The sequence below is a fragment of the Candidatus Nanopelagicales bacterium genome, from assembly GCA_037045355.1.
Classification (GTDB): Bacteria; Actinomycetota; Actinomycetes; order S36-B12.
The window spans coordinates 407,223-426,454 of record JBAOHO010000026.1; the positions used below are offsets into that span (position 1 = coordinate 407,223).

Sequence of the window (19,232 nt, forward strand, 5' to 3'; positions counted from 1 at the left end):
GTGTTCATGTACGTGCGCACTTCTGTGATGCGATCCGACGTTCCGGATGTTCAGGTTTCCTGAACGAAAGTCTGAAGCGGGCTTGAGGAAACCTTGATTTGGCCATCTCATCCTGAATACATCACAAGCTCGAGGAAGGCTGACATGAGTTCAACACCCACGACCCGCCTGAGGTGGCGCTCCGGGATAGCCGGCGTCGCTGCCACCGCCACGATCTTGGCGACGGCGGCTCTGCCCGCCACGGCCGCCGTCTCCACGGTGACGGTGCCCGGTGGCCTGAAGGTTGCCCGTTCCGCCGACATGAACCAACTCCAGGTGACGTGGCGTGCCGTGACCGGTGTCGACCACTACACGGTCAACGTGTTCGACGGCACCAAGGACCGATCATTCGTGGTGCCCGCCACCGCCACTTCACTGGATATTCCGGTGTCCGGGGCTTGCACCCGGTACAACGTGACCGTCACCGCCCACGACGCCGAGGGCAACAGTGCCAAGACCAACGCCTACCTCGTCGATCGACTGGCTCCGGGTGGAATCACCGGCCTGACAACCCAGCGCGCGGCCGACACCGCAGTCCTGGAATGGAAGGCACCGGCCAGCGAGGGGGCTTCCCCGATCAGTGGTTACCGCGTCCAGGTCAAGGAGATGGCCTCCGGCAAAGTGCTCGTCGAGCGCAACTCGCCCGACGCGGTTGAGAAGTTGTCGGGCCTGAACCCCGACCGTGTCTACGTCGCGAAAGTGACCCCCGAGAACAAGTACGGATCGTGTTTCACCAGCACGATCGCCCTGGGGAACAGCCAACCGGAGAGTCCGCAGGCGTTGACCGCTGTCCGCAATCCCAGTAACCCCGATGAAGTTCAGTTGTCGTGGAAGGCGCCGTCCTGGAATGGCTTCGGCAAGATCGTGCGATACGAGGTGGGTTACCGATCCCCAGCTCAGCCCAAGCCACAGTGGGACTCGGTCGGCCTCGACACGGCGAAGAGCCTCAAGCTCGACTCCCAGAAGACGTGGAGCCTGTGGGTCCGAGCAGTCAACGACTCCGGCAAGGTGAAACTGAGCAAGGAGTTCAAGATGCAGCGCCAGGGCGGTGCACTCACGCCGGAACTGGACCCGCGGGTGGACCTCACTGAGACGGACGGCATCGTCAACGTCCGCTTCACCGGACCCGTAGGTTCGAGCGCGGCCTACCCCAAGATGAACGTGGCGATCGCTCCCACGCTGGCCGGGCGCGGGTTCCGTGACAGTCACACGGTGAGCAACGGTGCCGGTGAGGTCGAGTTCGACCGGGTCCCGTGTGGTGTGTACTCAGTCGTGGTGACAGGACTCAGCGCCAACGGCACAAAGGAGTTCGGACGTAAGGTCATCAACCGGTGCGACACCGGTCAGGTGACAGCCAACCTGTGGAAGCTCGTCTACGGCAAGGCCGACATCCTGGGCAACGCCGTCGACATGAAGTACGGCAACGAATCCCGTGTCATGAGCACGACCAAGCGCACATCAGAGGACATGGTCTTCACGACCCGGGCGACGCTTCGCTCCGGCTGGGGCTACGGAATCTGGACCCGAGCCAGCGTCCCCAGCGGCGCCTCGGTCAGCGGTTACTCGTTCCAGTACGACCCCGGCTACGAGAACGTGAACAAGTCCTTCGGCAAGGCGCTGCTGCTGCGAGTATGGAACAAGGGGAGTGAATGCGGGACGCCCATCGCCAAGGTGAAATGGCCTGCCGGTGTAGCCGTCAACGACACCCATGACATTGTGGTCGTGGCCCAAGGCGACAGCCTCTACGCCTCCATCGATGGCATCAAGTTGTTCGATGTGCCCAGCCTCAAGCAGGCGCTGGCCGACTCGAAGTGCAACTTCCCGGAGCCCCACGGAACCGAGGTCGGCTTCCGCTCCTGGAACAGCAACAGTTCCGCAGTCTTCGAGAACACAACGCTCAACTGAAGGCTGAACTGAAGGCCAACGCTAGAGGGTGACAGCCTGAGGCCCCGTCGGGATTCCCGGCGGGGCCTCAGTTCGCGCCAGAGACAGGTCAGTCTTCAAGGCTCGAAAGGAGTTCGCCCGCGAGCTTCCGCAGCGCTTCGGGCCCGGGTCCGAGGGTGGGGAAGTAGTGGGCCATCGCGAGCACACAGACATCCCAGGCCAACTGGGGGCTCAGCTCGAACCCCGGTTCGTGGACTGCGGCCGGCAAGGCGATGCCCCTCTGTTTGGCCAAGTCGATGACCGCGGGCAAGATGGCCTGTCCCAGTGGGCTCAGTTGCCGTTGCAGGAGTTCGAAGTCCAACTGGTACTTCGGGACCGGATTGGCGGCCGGGGCTGCCCAGTCATCGGGGTCACGTGCCTCTGCGCGGCTGAAGACATGGTCGAATGTGCGCGCAGCGTTGTCACGTTCGGTGAACGGTTCACCCAAGTCCCACAATTTGCGGAGCGTGGCCAGCATCGACGTGTGGCGGTATTCGTCGTTGTAGACCGATCCCGATTCCACCCACGGCGACACGACGATGGCGGGGACGCGGTAACCGGAGCGATCGAAGGAGAAGCCCAACTGCCCGACAGGTGCTGCCGGATCAGGTGGCGGGACAGGCCCGGGCGCGACGTGGTCATAGGTGCCGCCGGGCTCGTCCCACCCAATGAACAACGTGGTGTTCCAGACGTTGGCGCCGGTGGCCGATCGCATGGCCCGATAGGTGGTGTAGATCTCGTCGAGGAAGGCTTCACCCGCCAGGATGGACGACGGTTGCTCCCCGGTCAGGTCCAGACCCTGAACCAGCGCCCGGCTGCACGCGGGATGGTAGTCGCCGTGCCCGATCAGGAGGTTCGGCTCGATCAAGGCGAAGTCAGGTAGTTCGCCGTTGGCCGCATCTTTTTTGAACTGCGAGAAGGGCGCTACGTTGGTCGCGGCACGGTCGCCGATACGGGGCCAATGGATGACCGCTGTGAACGACACCGGGTCGGGTTCGCGGACGTAGATCTTCCACGTGCGGCCAGTCTGATCGAGTCGGTCGAACAGGGTCTCGGCTGTGTTGTCCTTGGTCCAATGGGTGACGGGCGAGTTGATCGTGCCACCTGACGAGGTTCCAGCGGTCCAGAAGGAACGGTTCATGAACGTCTGCGACGGCACTTCGCAGAACCAATGGTCGAACACCCCGAAGTCGCGAGCGAGTCCGTTGAGCACGGGGGCCTGCTCGGGAGTGAAACCGGTCATGATGTGGCGGTATTCGTCAAAGGTCGGCTGTCGACCAACTTGAGCGGTGAAGAAACTGATGTAGTCGGCGACGAAGCCCTGCATGTTCGGCTCGGTTCCGGGCGGCGGGACGTTCCACGGCGCCGACTGGGCGAACTGGAATCGGTTGTGCTCGTCCATCGTGTTGAACAACTGCGTGTTGGTGTGGAACCACTCCTCGCCCGAGTCGGGGTTGGGTGAGTCCATGTCGGTGGCGACGACATACTCGACCCGGCCACTGCCGTCGGGCGGCTGATTCTCGGCCCATGAGGGAACGGGGTTGGACAGGTCCTTACCGATCACGCCCTCGAAATCCTTGCCATCCTGCGGCCCATACAGACGCCCGAGGAGGTTGTCGAGCGAGCGGTTCTCGAAGATCACCAGGATCACATGGTCCATGGCCTCGCCGGCGGAATGCTGCGTCATTGCTCCTCCAGCGGTCACGGATTCTGCTGCGGTGGGATCGCGGAGCCGCCTGTCGGAATCGAACCGACGACCTATTCATTACGAGTGAATCGCTCTACCGACTGAGCTAAGGCGGCGTGCCGCCCGTCGGCGACGGCCTCAGTATAGGCATTGGGCAGACATCTCCGAGTCGGGTGCGCGAGCATCTGACCATGCCTGTCGCAGACGCCGCCGAACTGGAAGTTCCGGACACACTCACGCTCGCCCCGAGCGGTGCCTGGGTGACAGTCGCGAAGTTCTACCACGGGCTGATCGCACTGATCGGAACCTGCACGCTGGGCCTGAGCATCTACCTATCGATCACGCAGCCGGAGAACGGCGGTCCGCTGAACGCGGTGATCTTCACCCTGAGCTACTTCACGGTCTTGTCCAACATCCTGGCCATGGCCACCAACTGGGCGATGTTCGCGAACCCGGTGCGCGACAGTGGGGCGTTTCGATGGATGAGGATGACCAGCCTCGTCATGATCGTGATCACCGGACTCATCTACGCGATCGTCTTGGCCCCCATCTCCCACCCGGAGGGTCTCGGCGTCTACACGAACATGGGCTACCACTACATCGTCCCGTGGGCGACGCTGTTGGGTTTCCTTCTGTTCGGACCGCGCCCCCGGTTCACGTGGGATCTCGTTCCCAAGATGATGATCGTCCCGGTGCTCTGGCTGCTCTACACACTCGTCCACGGCGCGTTCCTGACTCAGCCACCCCCCAATCCGCCCGAGACCACGACGTTGGGTGAGCCTCAGCACTGGTATCCGTATCCCTTCATCGACGTGAACGACCCCTCACCGCTGATCCCGGGTGTCGCGCTCGAGGGGTATGCGGGAGTTGGTGTGAATCTGGTGGTGATCGTGATCCTCGGTCTGGTGTTCGCCACACTGTTCTTAGGGCTGGATCGACTCTTGAGTGGATTTAAGAAGCCGACGCCGTTGCCGTAGGTAGGAGGACGTCATGGGCTCGTGGGGCGCCAGCAAGGCAATCACCAAGGACACCTGGGGTGTGGTCAAACGTAATCCCTACATGTTCTGGTTCCCCGTCGTCGCCGGTGTGGTGGCGACAGTCGCGGTCCTCGTCATCGCCGGGACCGGCTTGGGCGTTCTCGGCATCACCACCGTCACCAGTGACGTCACCTCAGCTGCGAGCGGTGGTGAACTGCCCACCAGCACGCTGATCATCGGGATAGTGATCCTGATCCTTGCCGCTTACGCGGGAACGCTGATCACCCAAGTGTGTATGGGTGGGCTCGTGCACTGCGCCAACGAGGAGTTGAACGGCCGGTCGTCGTCCTTCGGTGCGGGAATCGCCGCCGCGTTCGGTCGGTTGCCCGCCTTGCTGGGATGGGCCGCGATCCAGACCGCGGTTGGCTGGTTGTTGTCCATGATCCAAGGCAACGGCGGCGACAACATCATCATCACCATCCTGCGGGCGATTCTGGCCTCCCTCGCGGCCGTGGCCTGGTCGGTCATCTCCTTCTTCGTGTTGCCGATGATCATGCTGCGGGGGAAAGGCCCCCTGTCAGGGATCAAGGAGTCCGTGAAACTCATCAGGGCCACGTGGGGCATGCAGATCGCGGGCGGAGTGCGGATCGGCGGTATGATCCTGCTGATCGCGCTGCTGCCGGGCATCCTCGCCCTCGTGGCGGGAGTGTTCCTCGCGGCCGGGGATCAGTTGGTCTTGGGTATCCCGTTGGCCGCGATCGGCATCGTCGTCATCCTTGCCGGACAGGTGCTGATCAGTGCGTTGAGGGCGGTCTTCTCGGTGGCGCTTCTCCACTTCGCGGAGCAGGGTCAGGCCATCGGCCCCTACAACATGGGCGAACTTCAGTCCGCGGTGCGAGTCAAGAGCTGAGCCCCAAGTCCAAAGGGCAAGTCATCGCAGGTGGCTGACTCGTCATCACCATCACAACTGGCAGGGAGACCGGCGCAGGATCCTGCGCGGCACTGGAGACCCAGGCCCGCAGGCCTTCCGCAACTGGCTCCGAGTGAGTAGAGCCCAGTTGGTCCGGTCCCGCTTGCCCTTGGCCGCCTTGACCAGGAACTTCGCCTTGTGCCCGGTGCCAGGGGTGATCACGGTGCCCGCCGCCCATTTCCGGGTGCACTTCTTGGAGGTGATCTCACCGCGGACAGCCTGATTGATGGCCTTGACCGTGCACGGTGGCCCAGCCGAGGCATGGACGGGGGCTGGGGTGACACCCGCCAGAAGCGCCACCAGAAGGGCCGAGACGATCGTGCGCATCAGCCGGCTCCGATCAGCGCGGTTCACAGGCGCGCAACGTGAACTTGTTGGGCTCGAAGGAGTCAGAGATACGCACACCCAAGAACGAGCCGGCGAGGATCTTGTCGTCCTTACGGTCGAACACCAGACACGACTTGTACTGCTCGGGGAAGAACAGACCCACCCGCGTCTCGAAATCCACGAAGTAGCGGACTTGCGACCCGTGCTTGACGACCGCGACGTCGGTGACATCGAGCTGGTCGAGCGGGGTCCAGCTCTTCTCGGCGCGACTCATGGCGGCCAGCGGTCGACCTCGGGGATCCCACACGAAGTCGCTGGCGGCGTCGAGCAGATAGGGACCCATCTGGGTGACGACCGCCCCATGCGTGGGCGGCTCCGGCAGCCGCTGCGCATCAACGGAGTAGACCCATTTGTCGGCCCACCCGCTCAGATCCTGCGCGCTGGATTCCTCCGCGCGGCTGATGATCTCGGCTGTCGAACTGGTGCGCCCCGCTGGCTCCAGCGCCAGGTCCCGCATTATCCGCCAGAACGCCGCGTCGCCGACTTCGTGGCGCAGCGCGTGCAGCGCGGCCTGTCCGCGGTAGTACGGCGTCGTGTTCAACAGATACTTCATGGTGGGCTCGTGCAAGGACACGCGGCCGAACTGTCCGCGCCACGGTGCGCCCCAGCCGTCCCATACGTACTGCTCGTGCACGATGTCCCCAAGGGCACGGCTGGTGCGTTCTGCTGTCTCGACATTCTCGAGGTAGGTGGCGAATCCCTCGTGCAGCCAGATGTCGCTGGCGTTGTGAGCAGTGATGGTGTTTCCGAACCACTGATGGGCCTGTTCGTGCAGGACTGTGGCTCGGCTCGTGTTCCAGGCTCCCGAACTGTATGTCGGGCGACCGGCAGTCTCCATGGCCGAGTTGGCGCCGTCGACGACGATGGCGCCGGTCGACTGGAAGGGGTACTTGCCCAGACGCGGAACCAGCCAGCGCAGGGCGGCGGCTGTCCGGCGCCGCATGGTCCCGACGGTGACACCGGCCCGCAGAGCGACGGCGGTGAAGGCCGGGATCCCTGAGATGGGGTCCGTTGAGTAGGCGAAGCGATCGAATGCCACCACCTGGATGTACGGCTGGATGGGGGTGTTCATGCGCCACGAACTGGTCGTGTTGCTGCCGCGACGGTCGATGCCCTGGAAGGTGCCGGTGGAGACGCCGAGCAGCCCTTTGGGTGCGGTGAGTCGCATCTGCCAGGTGGCCTTGTCGTAGAACACGTCGTTGCTGGGCAGCCAGGTGGAAGTCCCGGTCGGTTCGGTGTAAGTCACGGAGCCGTTTGTGGTCCGCAACCAGCCGTACTTGCCCCGGCCCGAGGTGTCCTGGACAGGCCGAGGTTCGCCGGAGTAGTGCACGACCACCGTGAAGCGGGATCCGGATTGGATGGTTCGCTTGGTCGCCACGATGAGTTTGTCGCCTGAATGGCGGAAGTCAGTGGGGTTGCCCCGGACTGAGACGTACTTGATGTCGAGCCCCTTGCGGGCATCGAGTGAGAACTGTCGCAGGCCCTGGTCTGCGGTGGCCTCGATCTGCACCTCAGCCGCGGCGATTCCGTGGGTCTTGGCGTCGTAGGTGAGATCGACGTCGTAGTGGGAGATGTTGTATCCGCCGTTGCCCTGGGGGCTCAAGTAGGGGTCGAGTCCGCGCGGCGAGCCTTCGAGCGGGCTGCGCGCCTCGACCGCCGATGCAGGCGCGGCGACGAGGGCGCACGCGACGGAGAGAGTGGTGGCCACTGTCAGCCATCGAATCCCCATGGGCGCGAACATGCGCGAGCCTTTCCGCGGACAACAGGACCCGCCCCGTGTCACCTGACCACCCTAAGCGACGATCTACTCTTCCGACCCCAGGCCGGAAGTCTCGGTTTCGCCCCAATATGGGACGCGTGGGAACGCGAGCGGGTTTCACCCCAGTGCTACCCGCAGTGTCCGGTGACAACCGTGGCGATCAGGTGACGCTGCTCTGGATGGCTGCGGGCGAAGCCCGGATCCGGTGCGCCTCGAGACCGGGTCAGAGGTGAGAGCGCAGGACCTCACGCGCGGAATCCAAGGCAGGAGCCACGTCGGCGTCCAGGGCCGCGGGTTCCATACGCATCCGGAACCAAGGGCGTTCTTCGTCCAGCCATCGCACTTCCACCAGGCCGGGAGCCCACTGACTGTTCACGGCGCGCCATTCGCGGTAAGACACGCGCCAGCCGGCGCCGGCAGTCCCCTCGGGGTTCTTGGCGCGCCAGGGAACCTCGAAGGTCTGCGGCAAGCCACTTTCGGGATCACAGGTGACAGTGGCGGTCACGGGGGCGGCGACGTCCTGCCCCGCCACATCCAAGGTGAGGGTGTCGTCGCTGGTCTGGGTCCACTTCACACCGGACAGTGACCAGGTCGCCGGAACGAGCATTGCTTCGGACCACAGGAACGACACACCGTCCGAGTCCAGGCCGGGCCCCAAAGTCACTGTGTCATGGGCCCGCTGCAAGCCACGTCGATCGACGTAGGCATCCATGCCCCGCACCACGGGGCGGCCGAACCACGTCGCCCACACTTCGGCAACGAACTCCTGTCCCAAGTGATGGCTGGTGCGGTAGCTCACGGGGAGCCAGGGGGAGCGACCGAGTCGGATGCGACCCGTGCCCACGAACTCGGCGGTGGTGGCGACGGGGACCAGTCCCTCGTTCGTGGTTGTGAGCCACTGGTGCAGTAGGTCCGGCCATTCGGGGTCGGGTGCGCCGAAATCGATGTCCGCCCTCGCCTCGGATCTGCCCGGCACCGGGGCAGGGACTCCGAGTCCCGCCGCTCCTACGCCGAACAGGGCTGCGGCTCCGGCCAACAAACGTGCGTCAGGCATCTTCTCCCACTTCTTTCATACTGCTCGGACTTCTGTCACAGTGCTCGAATCTCTGCGGGTACGTGTTATACCCGGCGCGGTATCCGAGCATTGTTACCCCGCATTCGCCGGGATAAGCAGGAGCGTCACTGCTCGGCATGCAACCGTTACCGGATTGCCGGGATACTTCCTTCCGTCAGCAACGCACCGTGTGTTGCGCCCCAACAGGAGGACCACGTGGCCACCAAGTTCTCGAACACCGACCACTACAGCGCGACACCGGCGCAGATCATGGCAATGCTGTCGGACCCGGACTACGCCCCGGGGAAGTACCAAGACCTCGGTGATGTGTCCTTCACCGTGGAGAACCACGAGCCCAACGACGGGGGACTCAACGTCACCGTCGACCGCGAAGTCGCGTCGAACATGCCCGATCTGGCGAAGAAGGTACTGGGCGAGACCACCAAGATGAAGCAGACCGAGGTGTGGCGCGCCGACGGCGACGGATACGTCGGCAACATGACGATCGAGGCGTCCCCTGTCGTGATCGCGGTGAACAATACGATCCGACCGGCCGGTGACGGTAGTGACTGGACCTCCGACTTCGAGGTGAAAGCCTCGGTCCCTCTCGTGGGCGGCAAGATCGAGAAGATGGTGGTGGAGGAGACCAAGCAGTCCCTGGTCAAGGAACTCGCCTTCAACGAGAGTTGGCTCGCTAACCACTGACGGGGGCGCCCGACGCCGCACATGTCCTCACTGACCCGCCGTGACTACGGCGCCGAAGTCGTCGTAGTCCTGTGGGTTTCCCTGGGTGCGTCCGCCATCCGAGCGGGTCTGGCGCTGGTGGAGCGGCTCACCGCGGGCGTTCCGCTGGCTGACCAGACGGCCACACTCGTTGCGCCGGTGACACCAGACCGACCGTGGTTGGACTTCGCCTACCAGGTGTCGTTCATCGTGCTCCCCCTCGGAGCCGTGGCCTTGGTGTGGTACCTGCTTCATCGTTCGGGGGACTCGTTCGCCGTCATCGGATTCGATCTGACCCAGCCGCGCCGCGATCTGGTGCGTGGAGTGGCGCTGGCTGCGATCGTCGGCGGCGCCGGACTGATCTTCTATCTGGTGGCGTTCCGCGCCGGTTTAAGTGTCTCGATCGCGGCCGCCGAGGTATCCGGGATGTGGTGGCAGTGGCCGGTGCTGCTAGCGCAGGCGCTGATGAACTCGGTGCTCGAGGAAGTGGTGATCTTGGGATTCGTCCTGCTTCGCCTGGAGCAGGCCGGGGTGAGCCCTCGATGGGCGATCGTCATTGCCGCCTTGATCCGGGGCGCGTATCACCTGTACCAAGGCTTCGGCGGTTTCGTCGGGAACGTGGCCATGGGACTGCTGTTCGGGTGGCTGTTCTACCGCTGGCGGCGTGTGGGTCCGATGGTCGTCGCGCACTTCCTCATCGACGCAGTCGCCTTCGTGGGGTACGCGATGGTGGCGGACCGGGTCGCCTGGCTGCCGGGATAGCCGTCGTGACCGCAGACCCTACTGGGCGGAGGACTCCGCGGGCGTTGCGCCCTCGGTCTCGTGCTCCTCGAACCGCTTGCGAGATGCCATGATCTCGGCCTCGGCTTCGCTGCGACCCACCCAGGTCGCGCCCTCGACGGACTTGCCGGGCTCGAGGTCCTTGTAGACGTTGAAGAAGTGCTGAATCTCCAGGCGGTCGAATTCCGACACATGGAAGATGTCGCGCATGTGTTCCTTGCGCGGATCGCTGGCCGGGACACACAGCACCTTGTCGTCGCCGCCTGCTTCGTCCTTCATGCGGTACATACCGACCGCGCGGCACTTGATCACGCACCCCGGGAACGTTGGTTCGTCCAGCACCACCAAGGCATCCAGGGGATCGCCATCCAGGCCGAGCGTGTCATCGATGAAGCCGTAGTCGTGGGGGTACCGTGTCGAGGTGAACAGCAGTCGGTCCAGCCGGATCCGGCCCGTCTTGTGGTCAGCCTCGTACTTGTTCCGACTCCCGGCCGGGATCTCGATCGTCACGTCGAAGGTCATGGGTTCCACGTTGGGCTCCTTATCGGCTCACTCAGGGTCACCCTGCTCCAAATCGAGCTGCTCAGGGTCGGGCTGGTCAAGAGTCATCTTGGGGGATGAAGAACACTTGTCGCCACCAGAAGGGCCAAACCGAGCGTGGGCGGTCGCGTCATGAGACTGGGTCGAGGATCCATCCTGGGGTTCACTCTGGCCGCGGTCGTCGCAGTTCCGGCAGCCATCGCGCCGGCAGGTGCCGACGATGACGAGGCCCCGGTGGTGTTGACCGCGGTGGACCGCAGTAGTGGCCCGGAACAAGATCCCGCCCAGGTGGCGGCGCGCGTGGACTCGCTGGCCAAGTCGAAGAAGATGGGCGACAACGCAGGCACTCTCATCATCGACGCCGAGACCGGGCGACCCCTTTACGACGACGATGGCGGGCTGGCTCTCATCCCCGCGTCGACCAACAAGATCCCCACCGCCGCGGCTCTGCTGCACTACGGCGGGCCCAACCGCACCCTCCAGACCCGGGTCACCACATCGGGGACAGACATCTACCTCGTGGGCGGCGGCGACCCGCTGCTCACGTCGCGCAAGGTCAAGGCTCGCCCGGGCGAGCCGGTCTATCCCCGACCTACCTCACTACGTCAGTTGGCGGCGGATACCGCGGCGGCGCTGCGGACGCAGGGGTCGGCCACAGTGGCTTTGCGCGTGGACGACAGCCTGTTCGAAGGCCCCGCCTGGGAGCCGACCTGGCCGGAGTACTACCGCACGCAGGGCATCGTCGCCCCGGTGTCGGCGCTGATCGTCGATGACGGCCGTGTCGGTGGGGAGTGGGGTCCGATAGCGGAGGATCCCGCGATCGCGGCCGGCGATGTGTTCGCGGACCTGCTCAAAGCGCGTGGCGTCAAGGTCAGCGGGGTCAAGCGGGACCGATCACCGGAGACCGCGCAGGAGATCGCGTCGGTATCGTCCGCCCCCGTCTACGAGATGGTGGGGCAGAGCCTCAACACCTCGGACAACCAGACCGCCGAGAACCTGTTCCGGCTCGCCGGTCGTTACGCCGGGTTCGGCGGATCCTTCGACGGCGGCGGCAAGGCCGTCACCAAAGCGCTGGAAGAGATGGGTGTCAGTACGGTCATGTCCTCCTTCCGAGACGGCAGCGGTCTCTCGCGGGAGGATCGCCTCACCCCGAACCTCCTCACTGAACTCCTCCGTCGCGTGGTTCGGGCGCAGGACGGCCTGTGGCCGATCGCCAGCGGACTCGCCGTGGCGGGAGTCAGCGGAACGCTCGAGGGCCGGTTCCGGACCATCCAGACCGAACCCGCGGCCGGGTGGCTGCGCGGCAAGACCGGGACCCTGAACTACGTCAGCTCACTGGCGGGCTTCGTGCAGTCCGAAAGTGGACGCATGCTCGCGTTCGCGTCGATCGCGAATGACGCGAAGTCGCCGTTCGAGGCGGCGGCTCAGATCGACGAGATGATGGCCGCAGCTGCGGCCTGCGGCTGTCCCGGCACCTCTCGTTGACCCGCGTAGGCTCAGCCCATGTCGATGGTTGACTGGGACACCGCCACCGCGGTCGGGCGTCGCTTCGTGCCACCAGGACCTGCGGTCACAGCTGCCGAGGCGGAGGAAGTCGTCGAGTCGCTCACGGCGGCAGCAGCGGCAGCAGTGATCCCTGTGCGGCAGACCACACGACTGGTGGCCGACCCGGGCACTCATCGAACGGTGGTCGTCGACCGGCCCGCCTGGATCGAGTCCAACATCGCCGGTATGCGCTTACTCACGAGTTCGCTGGAGCGGCGGGTCGACGAACGGCGCGACCCGAACTCGTTCTCCGCCACCGCGGGAGGCAAGGCCACCGCTCTGCAGCTCGGCGGCATGCTGTCGTGGGTCGCCACCAAGGTCTTGGGTCAGTACGAAGCGATCACTGGTCCAGGTAATCCGGGCCGACTGCTGCTGGTGGCGCCTAACATCGTCGCCACGGAACAGCAGTTGGACGTGCCCCACGACGACTTCCGCATGTGGGTCTGCCTGCACGAAGAGACCCATCGAGTCCAGTTCGGCGCTGTTCCCTGGCTCGAAGACCACTTCACCGCGGAAGTCGACACGTTCCTCGCCGGCGTCGAGCTCAGCAACGCCGACGCCCTGCGGCGGGTTGCGGCCATCGCCGCCGCTGTCTTCGGCGTCTTGCGCGGCGGCTCAGGAGTGAGCATCATCGACGCTGCCCAGACCCCCGCCCAGCGCCAGGTATTCGAACGGATGACTGCCTTCATGTCCCTGCTCGAAGGTCATGCCGACTACGTCATGGACGCGGTGGGGCCCGAGATCGTCCCCTCGCTCCCGGTGATCCGAAGCCGCTTCGATCAGCGGCGCGAGAACCCCGGCGCGGGCGATGGCCTGCTGCGGCGCCTGATGGGTATGGACGCCAAACTGCGGCAATACACGGAGGGTCGCGCCTTCGTGTCTGGAGTCGTCGACCGGGAAGGGATCGAGGGCTTCAACCAGGTGTGGGCCGGACCCCAAAACCTGCCCACCACCGCCGAGATCGCCGATCCGGGTGCCTGGGTCGATCGCGTCCTTTCATGAGTCGTCGGGTCGGTCCTGCTCTTCATCGACTCCGTCGGGCCGTCGAGACTGAGCTGGCCGATTGTGCGGCTGATCGTTCCATCCTCGTTGCTTGTTCGGGAGGGCCGGACTCGGTGGCCCTCGCAGCAGCGGCCGCGGCCACCGACCGTCGCATCGGCGCCGTGGTGGTGGACCATTCTCTCCAGTCGGATTCAGCGCTCGTGGCCACTCGGGCCGCGGACACGTGTCGGTTCTTCGGCCTGGACCCCGTCGATGTCCTGGTCGTCGATGCGCACGGATCCGCTGTTGGTCCCGAGGCTGCTGCCCGTACGGCGCGGTACGCGGCGATCGACAGTCTGGCGGCCGGCCGCGACGACGCCGTGGTTCTACTGGGGCACACCCGCGACGATCAAGCCGAGACGGTGTTGCTGGGCCTGGTGCGCGGCTCGGGAACCCGCTCGTTGGCCGGGATGCCCCGAGCGCGGGGCCGGTACCGCAGGCCGATGCTCGACATCCCCCGCTCGGTCGTCGCGGCGGCGCTGGCCGAATGTGACGTGGGGACCTGGTCAGACCCCCACAACTCAGACCCACGATTTCTGCGTTCCCGGGTGCGGAACACCGTCCTGCCCGTGCTCGAGGAACAGCTGGGTCCGGGTGTGACGCAGGCGCTGGCCCGCACCGCCGAACTCGCCCGAGATGACGCCGACGCCTTGGATGAGTGGGCCCGGCAAACCGGCGCGGAACTTGCGGGCGCCGGCTGGCCGGTCGCGCGGATCGCTGCGTTGCCCCGAGCGATTCGAACCCGGGTCCTGCGCGGTCTCGCGTTGGATTCAGGGGCCCCGGCGACTGACCTCACATCGAGTCACGTCGCCGACATCGATCGCCTGGTGACCGCCTGGCGCGGCCAGGGTCCCCTTCATCTGCCGGGGCGCGTGGTTCTCCGGCGCGAGTGTGGCAGGCTCGTGGTCGACGGATGAACCCTGGAACGGAGCGTGATGGAGCCAAACGACATCGCGGGTGAACTCGCGGAAGTCCTCATCGACGAGGCCACCGTGAACCGGCGGGTCCGGCAATTGGCCGCGGACATCGCCGCGGACCATACCGGCGACTCGTTGTTGTTCGTCTGCGTCCTCAAGGGCGCGGTCATGTTCCTGGCCGACCTGGCGCGGGCGATACCGGAATCCGTCGAGATGGATTTCATGGCTGTGTCGTCGTACGGGTACGGGACCAACTCGTCGGGCGTGGTCCGCATCCTGAAAGATCTCGACAGCAACATCGAGGGTCGTCACGTCATCCTCGTCGAGGACATCATCGACTCGGGGCTGACCCTCAACTGGTTGCTGCGCAATCTGTCTGCCAGGAACCCCGCCAGCCTGGAGGTGTGTGCGCTGCTGCGCAAGCGGGAGGCGCTGAAGGTCGACCTCGACGTCAAGTACCTGGGATTCGACATCCCCAACGCCTTCGTCGTCGGGTACGGACTGGACTACGCCGAGAAGTACCGGAATCTGCGAGTGATCGGGACGCTGCCCCCCGCATGAGCACGGTCCTGGCGCCTGATCGGATCATCACGCCGCACGCCTCCGCCCGGTGGATCGCCGTCACCGACGGCAGGATCGAGGCGTTGGGAACCGACGAACCGCCTCCCGGAGCCGAGCGCGTGTCCGGCACCATGGTCCCCGGGTTCGTGGACATCCACTGCCATGGCGGCGGGGGCGCCGCCTTCGAATCCGGCGACCCTGAGCAGGCCCGCGTCGCGGCTGACTGCCATCGCCGACATGGCACCACAACTGTGATCGCCTCACTCGTGTCGGCGTCCACCGAGAACATGGCCCGCCAGATCACCGCATTGGTCCCGCTGTGCCGCGCAGGGGTCATCGCTGGGATTCACCTCGAGGGGCCATGGCTCGCCGATCGCTTCCGTGGGGCGCACGACCCGACCCAACTGAGGGATCCCTCGCCGGGCGAGCTGGAGACACTGGTGGCGGCGGGTGAGGGCTATGTCCGGATGGTCACTCTTGCCCCCGAACGCCCAGGGGCCATCGCCACCATTCGGGAATGTCGGGCGAATTCGGTCGTCGCGGCCATCGGCCACACTGACGCCACCTATGAGCAGACCATGGCGGCAATCGACGCCGGCGCGACGGTCGCCACTCACTTGTTCAATGCCATGCGTCGTGTTCATCACCGACATCCCGGTCCCATCCCCGCTTTGACCGAGGATCCTCGGGTCACGGTGGAGTTGATCGCTGACGGAGTACACATGGCACCTCCGCTGCTTCACCTCGCGGAGCGGGCGGCGGCCGGGCGGGTCGCGCTGGTGACAGACGCGATGGCTGCAGCCGGGGAGCCCGACGGCGCCTATGTGCTGGGAGGGCTCGCGGTCGAGGTGATCGACGGGGTCGCCCGACTCGCCGACGGCGGTGCAATCGCGGGTTCGACGCTGACCCTGGATCGGGCGGTACGCCTGTTCGCCGAAGGCGCGGGTCTGGAGGTGGCCGTGGCGGCCGCTACGGCCACGCCGGCTCAGGCGTTGGGACTCGATGCCGGGGAACTGGTTGTCGGCGCCCCGGCGGACTTGGTACTCCTGGACGACGACCTGTCCGTTGCGCGCGTGTGGTCAAGCCGCTGACAGGGCGAACAACTTGATCTCTCGGCCCGCTCGGCCCCGATAGGCCAGGTAGGCAGGCCAGATCTCCGACATGGCTTGCCAGATCCGCTCGCGCTCGTCGGGGTCGGTCACCATGCGCGCGACCATCTCCTGGGGCAGATCCTTGATGGTCACAGTTGCCTTCGGGTCAGCCTCCAGATTCAGTGCCCACGCCGGGTGGTTCTTCTGCCCGAAGTTCGACCCGACCAGGATGAGGTCACCGTCGAGTTCGCCGTAGAGCAACGTGACGGTCCGCTTCTGGCCGGATTTCCGCCCGGTGGTGGTCACGAGGCACTGGGGAAGTCCGTAGTTGCCCAGCAATCCGAATTTCCCTCCGGTCCTCTGGATCACCTTGGCATCGAGCGGAGCCACACGGGCCGCTGTCCACGCGAACCAGCGCTGATGTCCCAACCACCGCATCACATCCCGGTATTGCATGCGGGAACCCTACCGTCCGAAGATCGCGCGTCATCCGCGCCGCCCGATGATGAGGTCGGCGACCAGCCCCGTCCAACCGGTTTGGTGGGTGGCGCCCAGCCCGGCCCCGTTGTCGCCATCGAAGTACTCGTTGAACAAGACGTGGTCGCGCCACCCCGCTGCGTCGAGCAGCTCATGGTTGCCGTTGCACGGCCGCCGCCCCGCGGAGTCAGGCAGGAACAGCGAGATCAGTCGGGTCCGCAACTCCTGTGCGACCTGGTTGAGCGTCATCGAGTGTCCGCTGCCGGTCGGGCACTCCACGGTGAAGTCATCGCCCAGATACATCGCGTATCGTTCCAGCGATTCGATGACGAGGTGGTTGATGGGGAACCATACCGGCCCCCGCCAGTTCGAGTTCCCCCCGTACATGGCGGTGCGGGACTCCGCCGGTTCGTAGTCGATGCTGTACTCCTGCCCGTCGATCTGCAGCGAGAAGGGATTCGCTTCGTGCGACTTCGACAGCGATCGCAAACCGTAGGGAGACAGCAGTGAGTCCTCGGACAGGGCGTCGGCGAGGACGCGCTGCAGTCGGTCGGGGTCGACCACGGTCAGCAGAATCCGCCAGTGCCCAGCCTCGCCGTCCCACTGCGTCGCGACGAACCCCGAACGTTCCGTGTCGGCCTGGGCGACATCGCGTTTGCTCATGAACTTGAAGAATCGACGCCGCAGCTTCTGCGCCTGCTCGAGGTGGGCGATCCCCGGGATGTAGGCAGCGGCGAGAACCGGGATCAAGCCGACGACGCTGCGCACCCGAAGCGGCTCTCGGGATCCGTCAGGGAGTACGAGTTGGTCATAGAAGAAGCCATCGTCGGGATCCCACATGTTGACGTCCGCCATGCCGTCCGTGATCGCGGCGAAGTGCTCGAGGAACTTCAAGGCCATGTCGCTGTAGACGCTGTCGTGCTCGGCCAGCCGCAGTGTGATGCGCAGCATGGACAGGCAGTAGAACGCCATCCACGATGTGCCGTCGGCCTGCTCGAGGCGGGCACCGGCTGGGACGTTCGAACGATCGATGGGCCCGATGTTGTCCAACCCCAGGAAACCGCCCTCGAAGACGTTGTTGCCCTTGGTGTCGACCCGGTTGATCCACCAGGTGAAGTTGACCAGGAGCTTGTGGAACACCTTCTCGAGGAAGTCGAAGTCCCAGGCACCATCGATCTCGAACACGCGGATCGCTGCCCAGGCGTGGACCGGAGGATTCCGGTCGTCGAAGTTCCATTCGTACGCCGGTATCGCTCCGTTGGGGTGCATGTACCACTCCCGCAGCATCAACAGCAGTTGGTACTTGGCGTACAGCGAGTCCACGTGAGCGAATACCACGGTGTGGAACGCGAGGTCCCAGGCGGCGAACCAGGGGTACTCCCAAGGGTCCGGCATGGAGATGACGTCGTAGCAGTCGACGTTGCGCCAACCCTCGTTACGGATGTGCTGGTGCTCGGGCGGTGGAGGCGGCTCGTCCGGATCACCATCGAGCCAACGGGCCACGTTGTACCGGTAGAACTGCTTGCCCCAGATCATCCCGGCGAACGCCTGGCGCATGACGCTGGCCTCGGGCTCGCTGATGTCGTCGGGCGCCAACTGCGAGTAGAACTCGTCGGCTTCGGCCAGTCGTTGGTCGAGAAGTTTGGTGAAACCGTGCTGCGACGACGGATGGTGTGCCGGGTGTTCCGGGGATTCACCCGCCAGGCGTAAGCGGAACTCGACCGTCTCGCCCGGCCCCACCTCGCTCGTGTACCACCAGGCAGCTTTCGTTCCCGTGCGATTGGGGTTGACCGTGGCCGTGCCGTTGACCACGTGATCGCTGATGCCGTCCTTCGGGTATTCGCTGCGGTTCGGCGAACCCCAGAGCGCGAGGTCGTTGGAGGTGTTGTCGCAGAACAACGGCACGGGCTGGACACCGGTGTCGGTCTCCGCGGCCTGGAATCGATACACCCCCGCCCGCCAGTGCTGCGCCATGATCGTGCCCGCGGACATCGCCTGAGGTTGATGCCACAACTGCGGAAGTGCGGACTTGCGGCCCCAGTCCCACGTATTGCGGAACCACAGGTGAGGCAATACGTGGATCGTGTCGGCTTCGGGGCCCCGGTTGGTGACCAGGATCCGCATGCAGATGTCCGTGGGCGTGGCCTTGGCGTAGTCGACCGTGACCGCCCAATACCGGTCGTCGGCGAACACCCCGGTGTCGGCCAGCTCGTATTCGGGTTCGCTGCGGTCACGCTCGGCGTTGGTGGTCAACAGGTCCTCGTAGGGGAACGCCGCCTGGGGGTAGTGGTAGCGCCAGGACAGCCACGCATGACTCGGGGTGGCGTCGGTGAACCACCAGTACTCCTTGACGTCCTCGCCGTGGTTGCCCTGCGGTCCCGCCAATCCGAACATCCGCTCCTTGATGTGGTCATCGCGGCCGTTCCACAACGCGAGACCCAGACACAGGTCCTGGCGCAGGTCCGACAGGCCCGCCATCCCGTCCTCGTTCCACCGGTACGCCCGCTTGCGTGCGTGCTCGTAGGGAAAGAAGTCCCACGCGTCACCGTTGTCGGAATAGTCCTCCCGGACCGTGCCCCATCCCCGCTCGGCCAGGTATGGGCCCCAGTGGTACCAGGGGCCCGCTTCCTCCGGTCCCTCATCGAGCCGTCCCACTTCGTCCATCCGGGCGGCCTCGCCCGTCCGCGGCGCACTGCGTTCAGGGGCTGGGGAGCCGAAGAACGGGTCGGGGTGATCAGTCATGGGATGATCCTGGCCCGAA

17 protein-coding genes and 1 tRNA gene are annotated in these 19,232 nt (G+C 65.2%); 10 read left to right on the forward strand and 8 right to left on the reverse strand.

Annotated elements, in window-relative coordinates:
- Window positions 1-144 precede the first annotated feature (144 nt).
- Window positions 145-1,944, forward strand: a complete 1,800-nt coding sequence (locus tag V9E98_14540) for a fibronectin type III domain-containing protein (protein MEI2718184.1) — start codon at window positions 145-147, stop codon at window positions 1,942-1,944.
- A gap of 88 nt (window positions 1,945-2,032) precedes the next feature.
- Here the strand turns inward: V9E98_14540 and V9E98_14545 are convergent, their stop codons facing one another.
- Together V9E98_14545 and V9E98_14550 are read right to left on the reverse strand one after the other, a co-directional pair.
- Window positions 2,033-3,649 (reverse strand): alkaline phosphatase family protein, encoded by a 1,617-nt coding sequence (locus V9E98_14545; protein MEI2718185.1) that lies wholly within the window; start codon window positions 3,647-3,649, stop codon window positions 2,033-2,035.
- Between the two features lie 43 nt (window positions 3,650-3,692).
- Window positions 3,693-3,765, reverse strand: a tRNA-Thr gene (locus tag V9E98_14550).
- 75 nt (window positions 3,766-3,840) lie between these two features.
- On the opposite strand from V9E98_14550, the gene V9E98_14555 reads away from it, so the two are divergent.
- Window positions 3,841-4,626, forward strand: a complete 786-nt coding sequence (locus V9E98_14555; GenBank protein ID MEI2718186.1) for a Pr6Pr family membrane protein — start codon at window positions 3,841-3,843, stop codon at window positions 4,624-4,626.
- A 13-nt stretch (window positions 4,627-4,639) separates the two neighbouring features.
- Window positions 4,640-5,536 carry a DUF6159 family protein gene (locus V9E98_14560; GenBank protein ID MEI2718187.1) on the forward strand — a complete coding sequence of 299 codons (897 nt, stop codon included), beginning with the start codon at window positions 4,640-4,642 and terminating at the stop codon, window positions 5,534-5,536.
- 51 nt (window positions 5,537-5,587) lie between these two features.
- Here V9E98_14560 and V9E98_14565 read toward each other — a convergent pair whose 3' ends face one another.
- The 3 genes from V9E98_14565 to V9E98_14575 form a co-directional block, all read right to left on the reverse strand.
- Complete coding sequence (locus V9E98_14565; protein MEI2718188.1) at window positions 5,588-5,923, reverse strand: hypothetical protein; 336 nt, start codon at window positions 5,921-5,923, stop codon at window positions 5,588-5,590.
- 13 nt (window positions 5,924-5,936) lie between these two features.
- Window positions 5,937-7,724 (reverse strand): M1 family metallopeptidase, encoded by a 1,788-nt coding sequence (locus V9E98_14570; GenBank protein MEI2718189.1) that lies wholly within the window; start codon window positions 7,722-7,724, stop codon window positions 5,937-5,939.
- Between the two features lie 241 nt (window positions 7,725-7,965).
- A complete protein-coding gene (locus tag V9E98_14575) occupies window positions 7,966-8,796 on the reverse strand; it encodes a DUF6544 family protein (GenBank protein ID MEI2718190.1) in 831 nt (276 codons plus the stop codon).
- 216 nt (window positions 8,797-9,012) lie between these two features.
- Here V9E98_14575 and V9E98_14580 point away from each other — a divergent pair, with 216 nt between their 5' ends.
- Both V9E98_14580 and V9E98_14585 read left to right on the forward strand, forming a co-directional pair.
- A complete protein-coding gene (locus V9E98_14580; GenBank protein ID MEI2718191.1) occupies window positions 9,013-9,501 on the forward strand; it encodes a DUF2505 domain-containing protein in 489 nt (162 codons plus the stop codon).
- Window positions 9,502-9,522: 21 nt separating this feature from the next.
- A complete protein-coding gene (locus tag V9E98_14585) occupies window positions 9,523-10,281 on the forward strand; it encodes a CPBP family intramembrane glutamic endopeptidase (GenBank protein ID MEI2718192.1) in 759 nt (252 codons plus the stop codon).
- Between the two features lie 18 nt (window positions 10,282-10,299).
- On the opposite strand, the gene V9E98_14590 is transcribed toward V9E98_14585, so the two are convergent.
- The gene (locus V9E98_14590; GenBank protein ID MEI2718193.1) at window positions 10,300-10,821 is read right to left on the reverse strand and encodes an inorganic diphosphatase; all 522 of its coding nucleotides are present in this window, start codon (window positions 10,819-10,821) and stop codon (window positions 10,300-10,302) included.
- A 150-nt stretch (window positions 10,822-10,971) separates the two neighbouring features.
- Between V9E98_14590 and dacB the strand changes: the two genes are divergently transcribed.
- Genes dacB through V9E98_14615 form a run of 5 tightly spaced genes read left to right on the forward strand, consistent with a single transcriptional unit; the run spans window position 10,972 to window position 15,994 of the window.
- A complete protein-coding gene (gene dacB / locus V9E98_14595) occupies window positions 10,972-12,324 on the forward strand; it encodes a D-alanyl-D-alanine carboxypeptidase/D-alanyl-D-alanine-endopeptidase (GenBank protein ID MEI2718194.1) in 1,353 nt (450 codons plus the stop codon).
- 18 nt (window positions 12,325-12,342) lie between these two features.
- Complete coding sequence (locus V9E98_14600; GenBank protein MEI2718195.1) at window positions 12,343-13,386, forward strand: zinc-dependent metalloprotease; 1,044 nt, start codon at window positions 12,343-12,345, stop codon at window positions 13,384-13,386.
- The gene (tilS, locus tag V9E98_14605) at window positions 13,383-14,342 is read left to right on the forward strand and encodes a tRNA lysidine(34) synthetase TilS (GenBank protein ID MEI2718196.1); all 960 of its coding nucleotides are present in this window, start codon (window positions 13,383-13,385) and stop codon (window positions 14,340-14,342) included. Before V9E98_14600 ends, tilS begins: the two co-directional genes overlap by 4 nt.
- An 18-nt stretch (window positions 14,343-14,360) precedes the next feature.
- Window positions 14,361-14,903: a hypoxanthine phosphoribosyltransferase gene (gene hpt, locus V9E98_14610; protein MEI2718197.1), complete on the forward strand. Its 543-nt coding sequence runs from the start codon at window positions 14,361-14,363 to the stop codon at window positions 14,901-14,903.
- Entirely contained in the window at window positions 14,900-15,994 is a 1,095-nt protein-coding gene (locus V9E98_14615) for an amidohydrolase family protein (GenBank protein ID MEI2718198.1), read from the forward strand. The genes hpt and V9E98_14615 overlap by 4 nt, the downstream gene beginning before the upstream one ends.
- Here the strand turns inward: V9E98_14615 and V9E98_14620 are convergent.
- Window positions 15,983-16,450 (reverse strand): nitroreductase/quinone reductase family protein, encoded by a 468-nt coding sequence (locus tag V9E98_14620; GenBank protein ID MEI2718199.1) that lies wholly within the window; start codon window positions 16,448-16,450, stop codon window positions 15,983-15,985. The genes V9E98_14615 and V9E98_14620 overlap by 12 nt on opposite strands.
- 30 nt (window positions 16,451-16,480) lie before the next feature.
- Window positions 16,481-19,213, reverse strand: a complete 2,733-nt coding sequence (locus V9E98_14625) for a hypothetical protein (protein MEI2718200.1) — start codon at window positions 19,211-19,213, stop codon at window positions 16,481-16,483.
- Window positions 19,214-19,232: the final 19 nt, after the last annotated feature.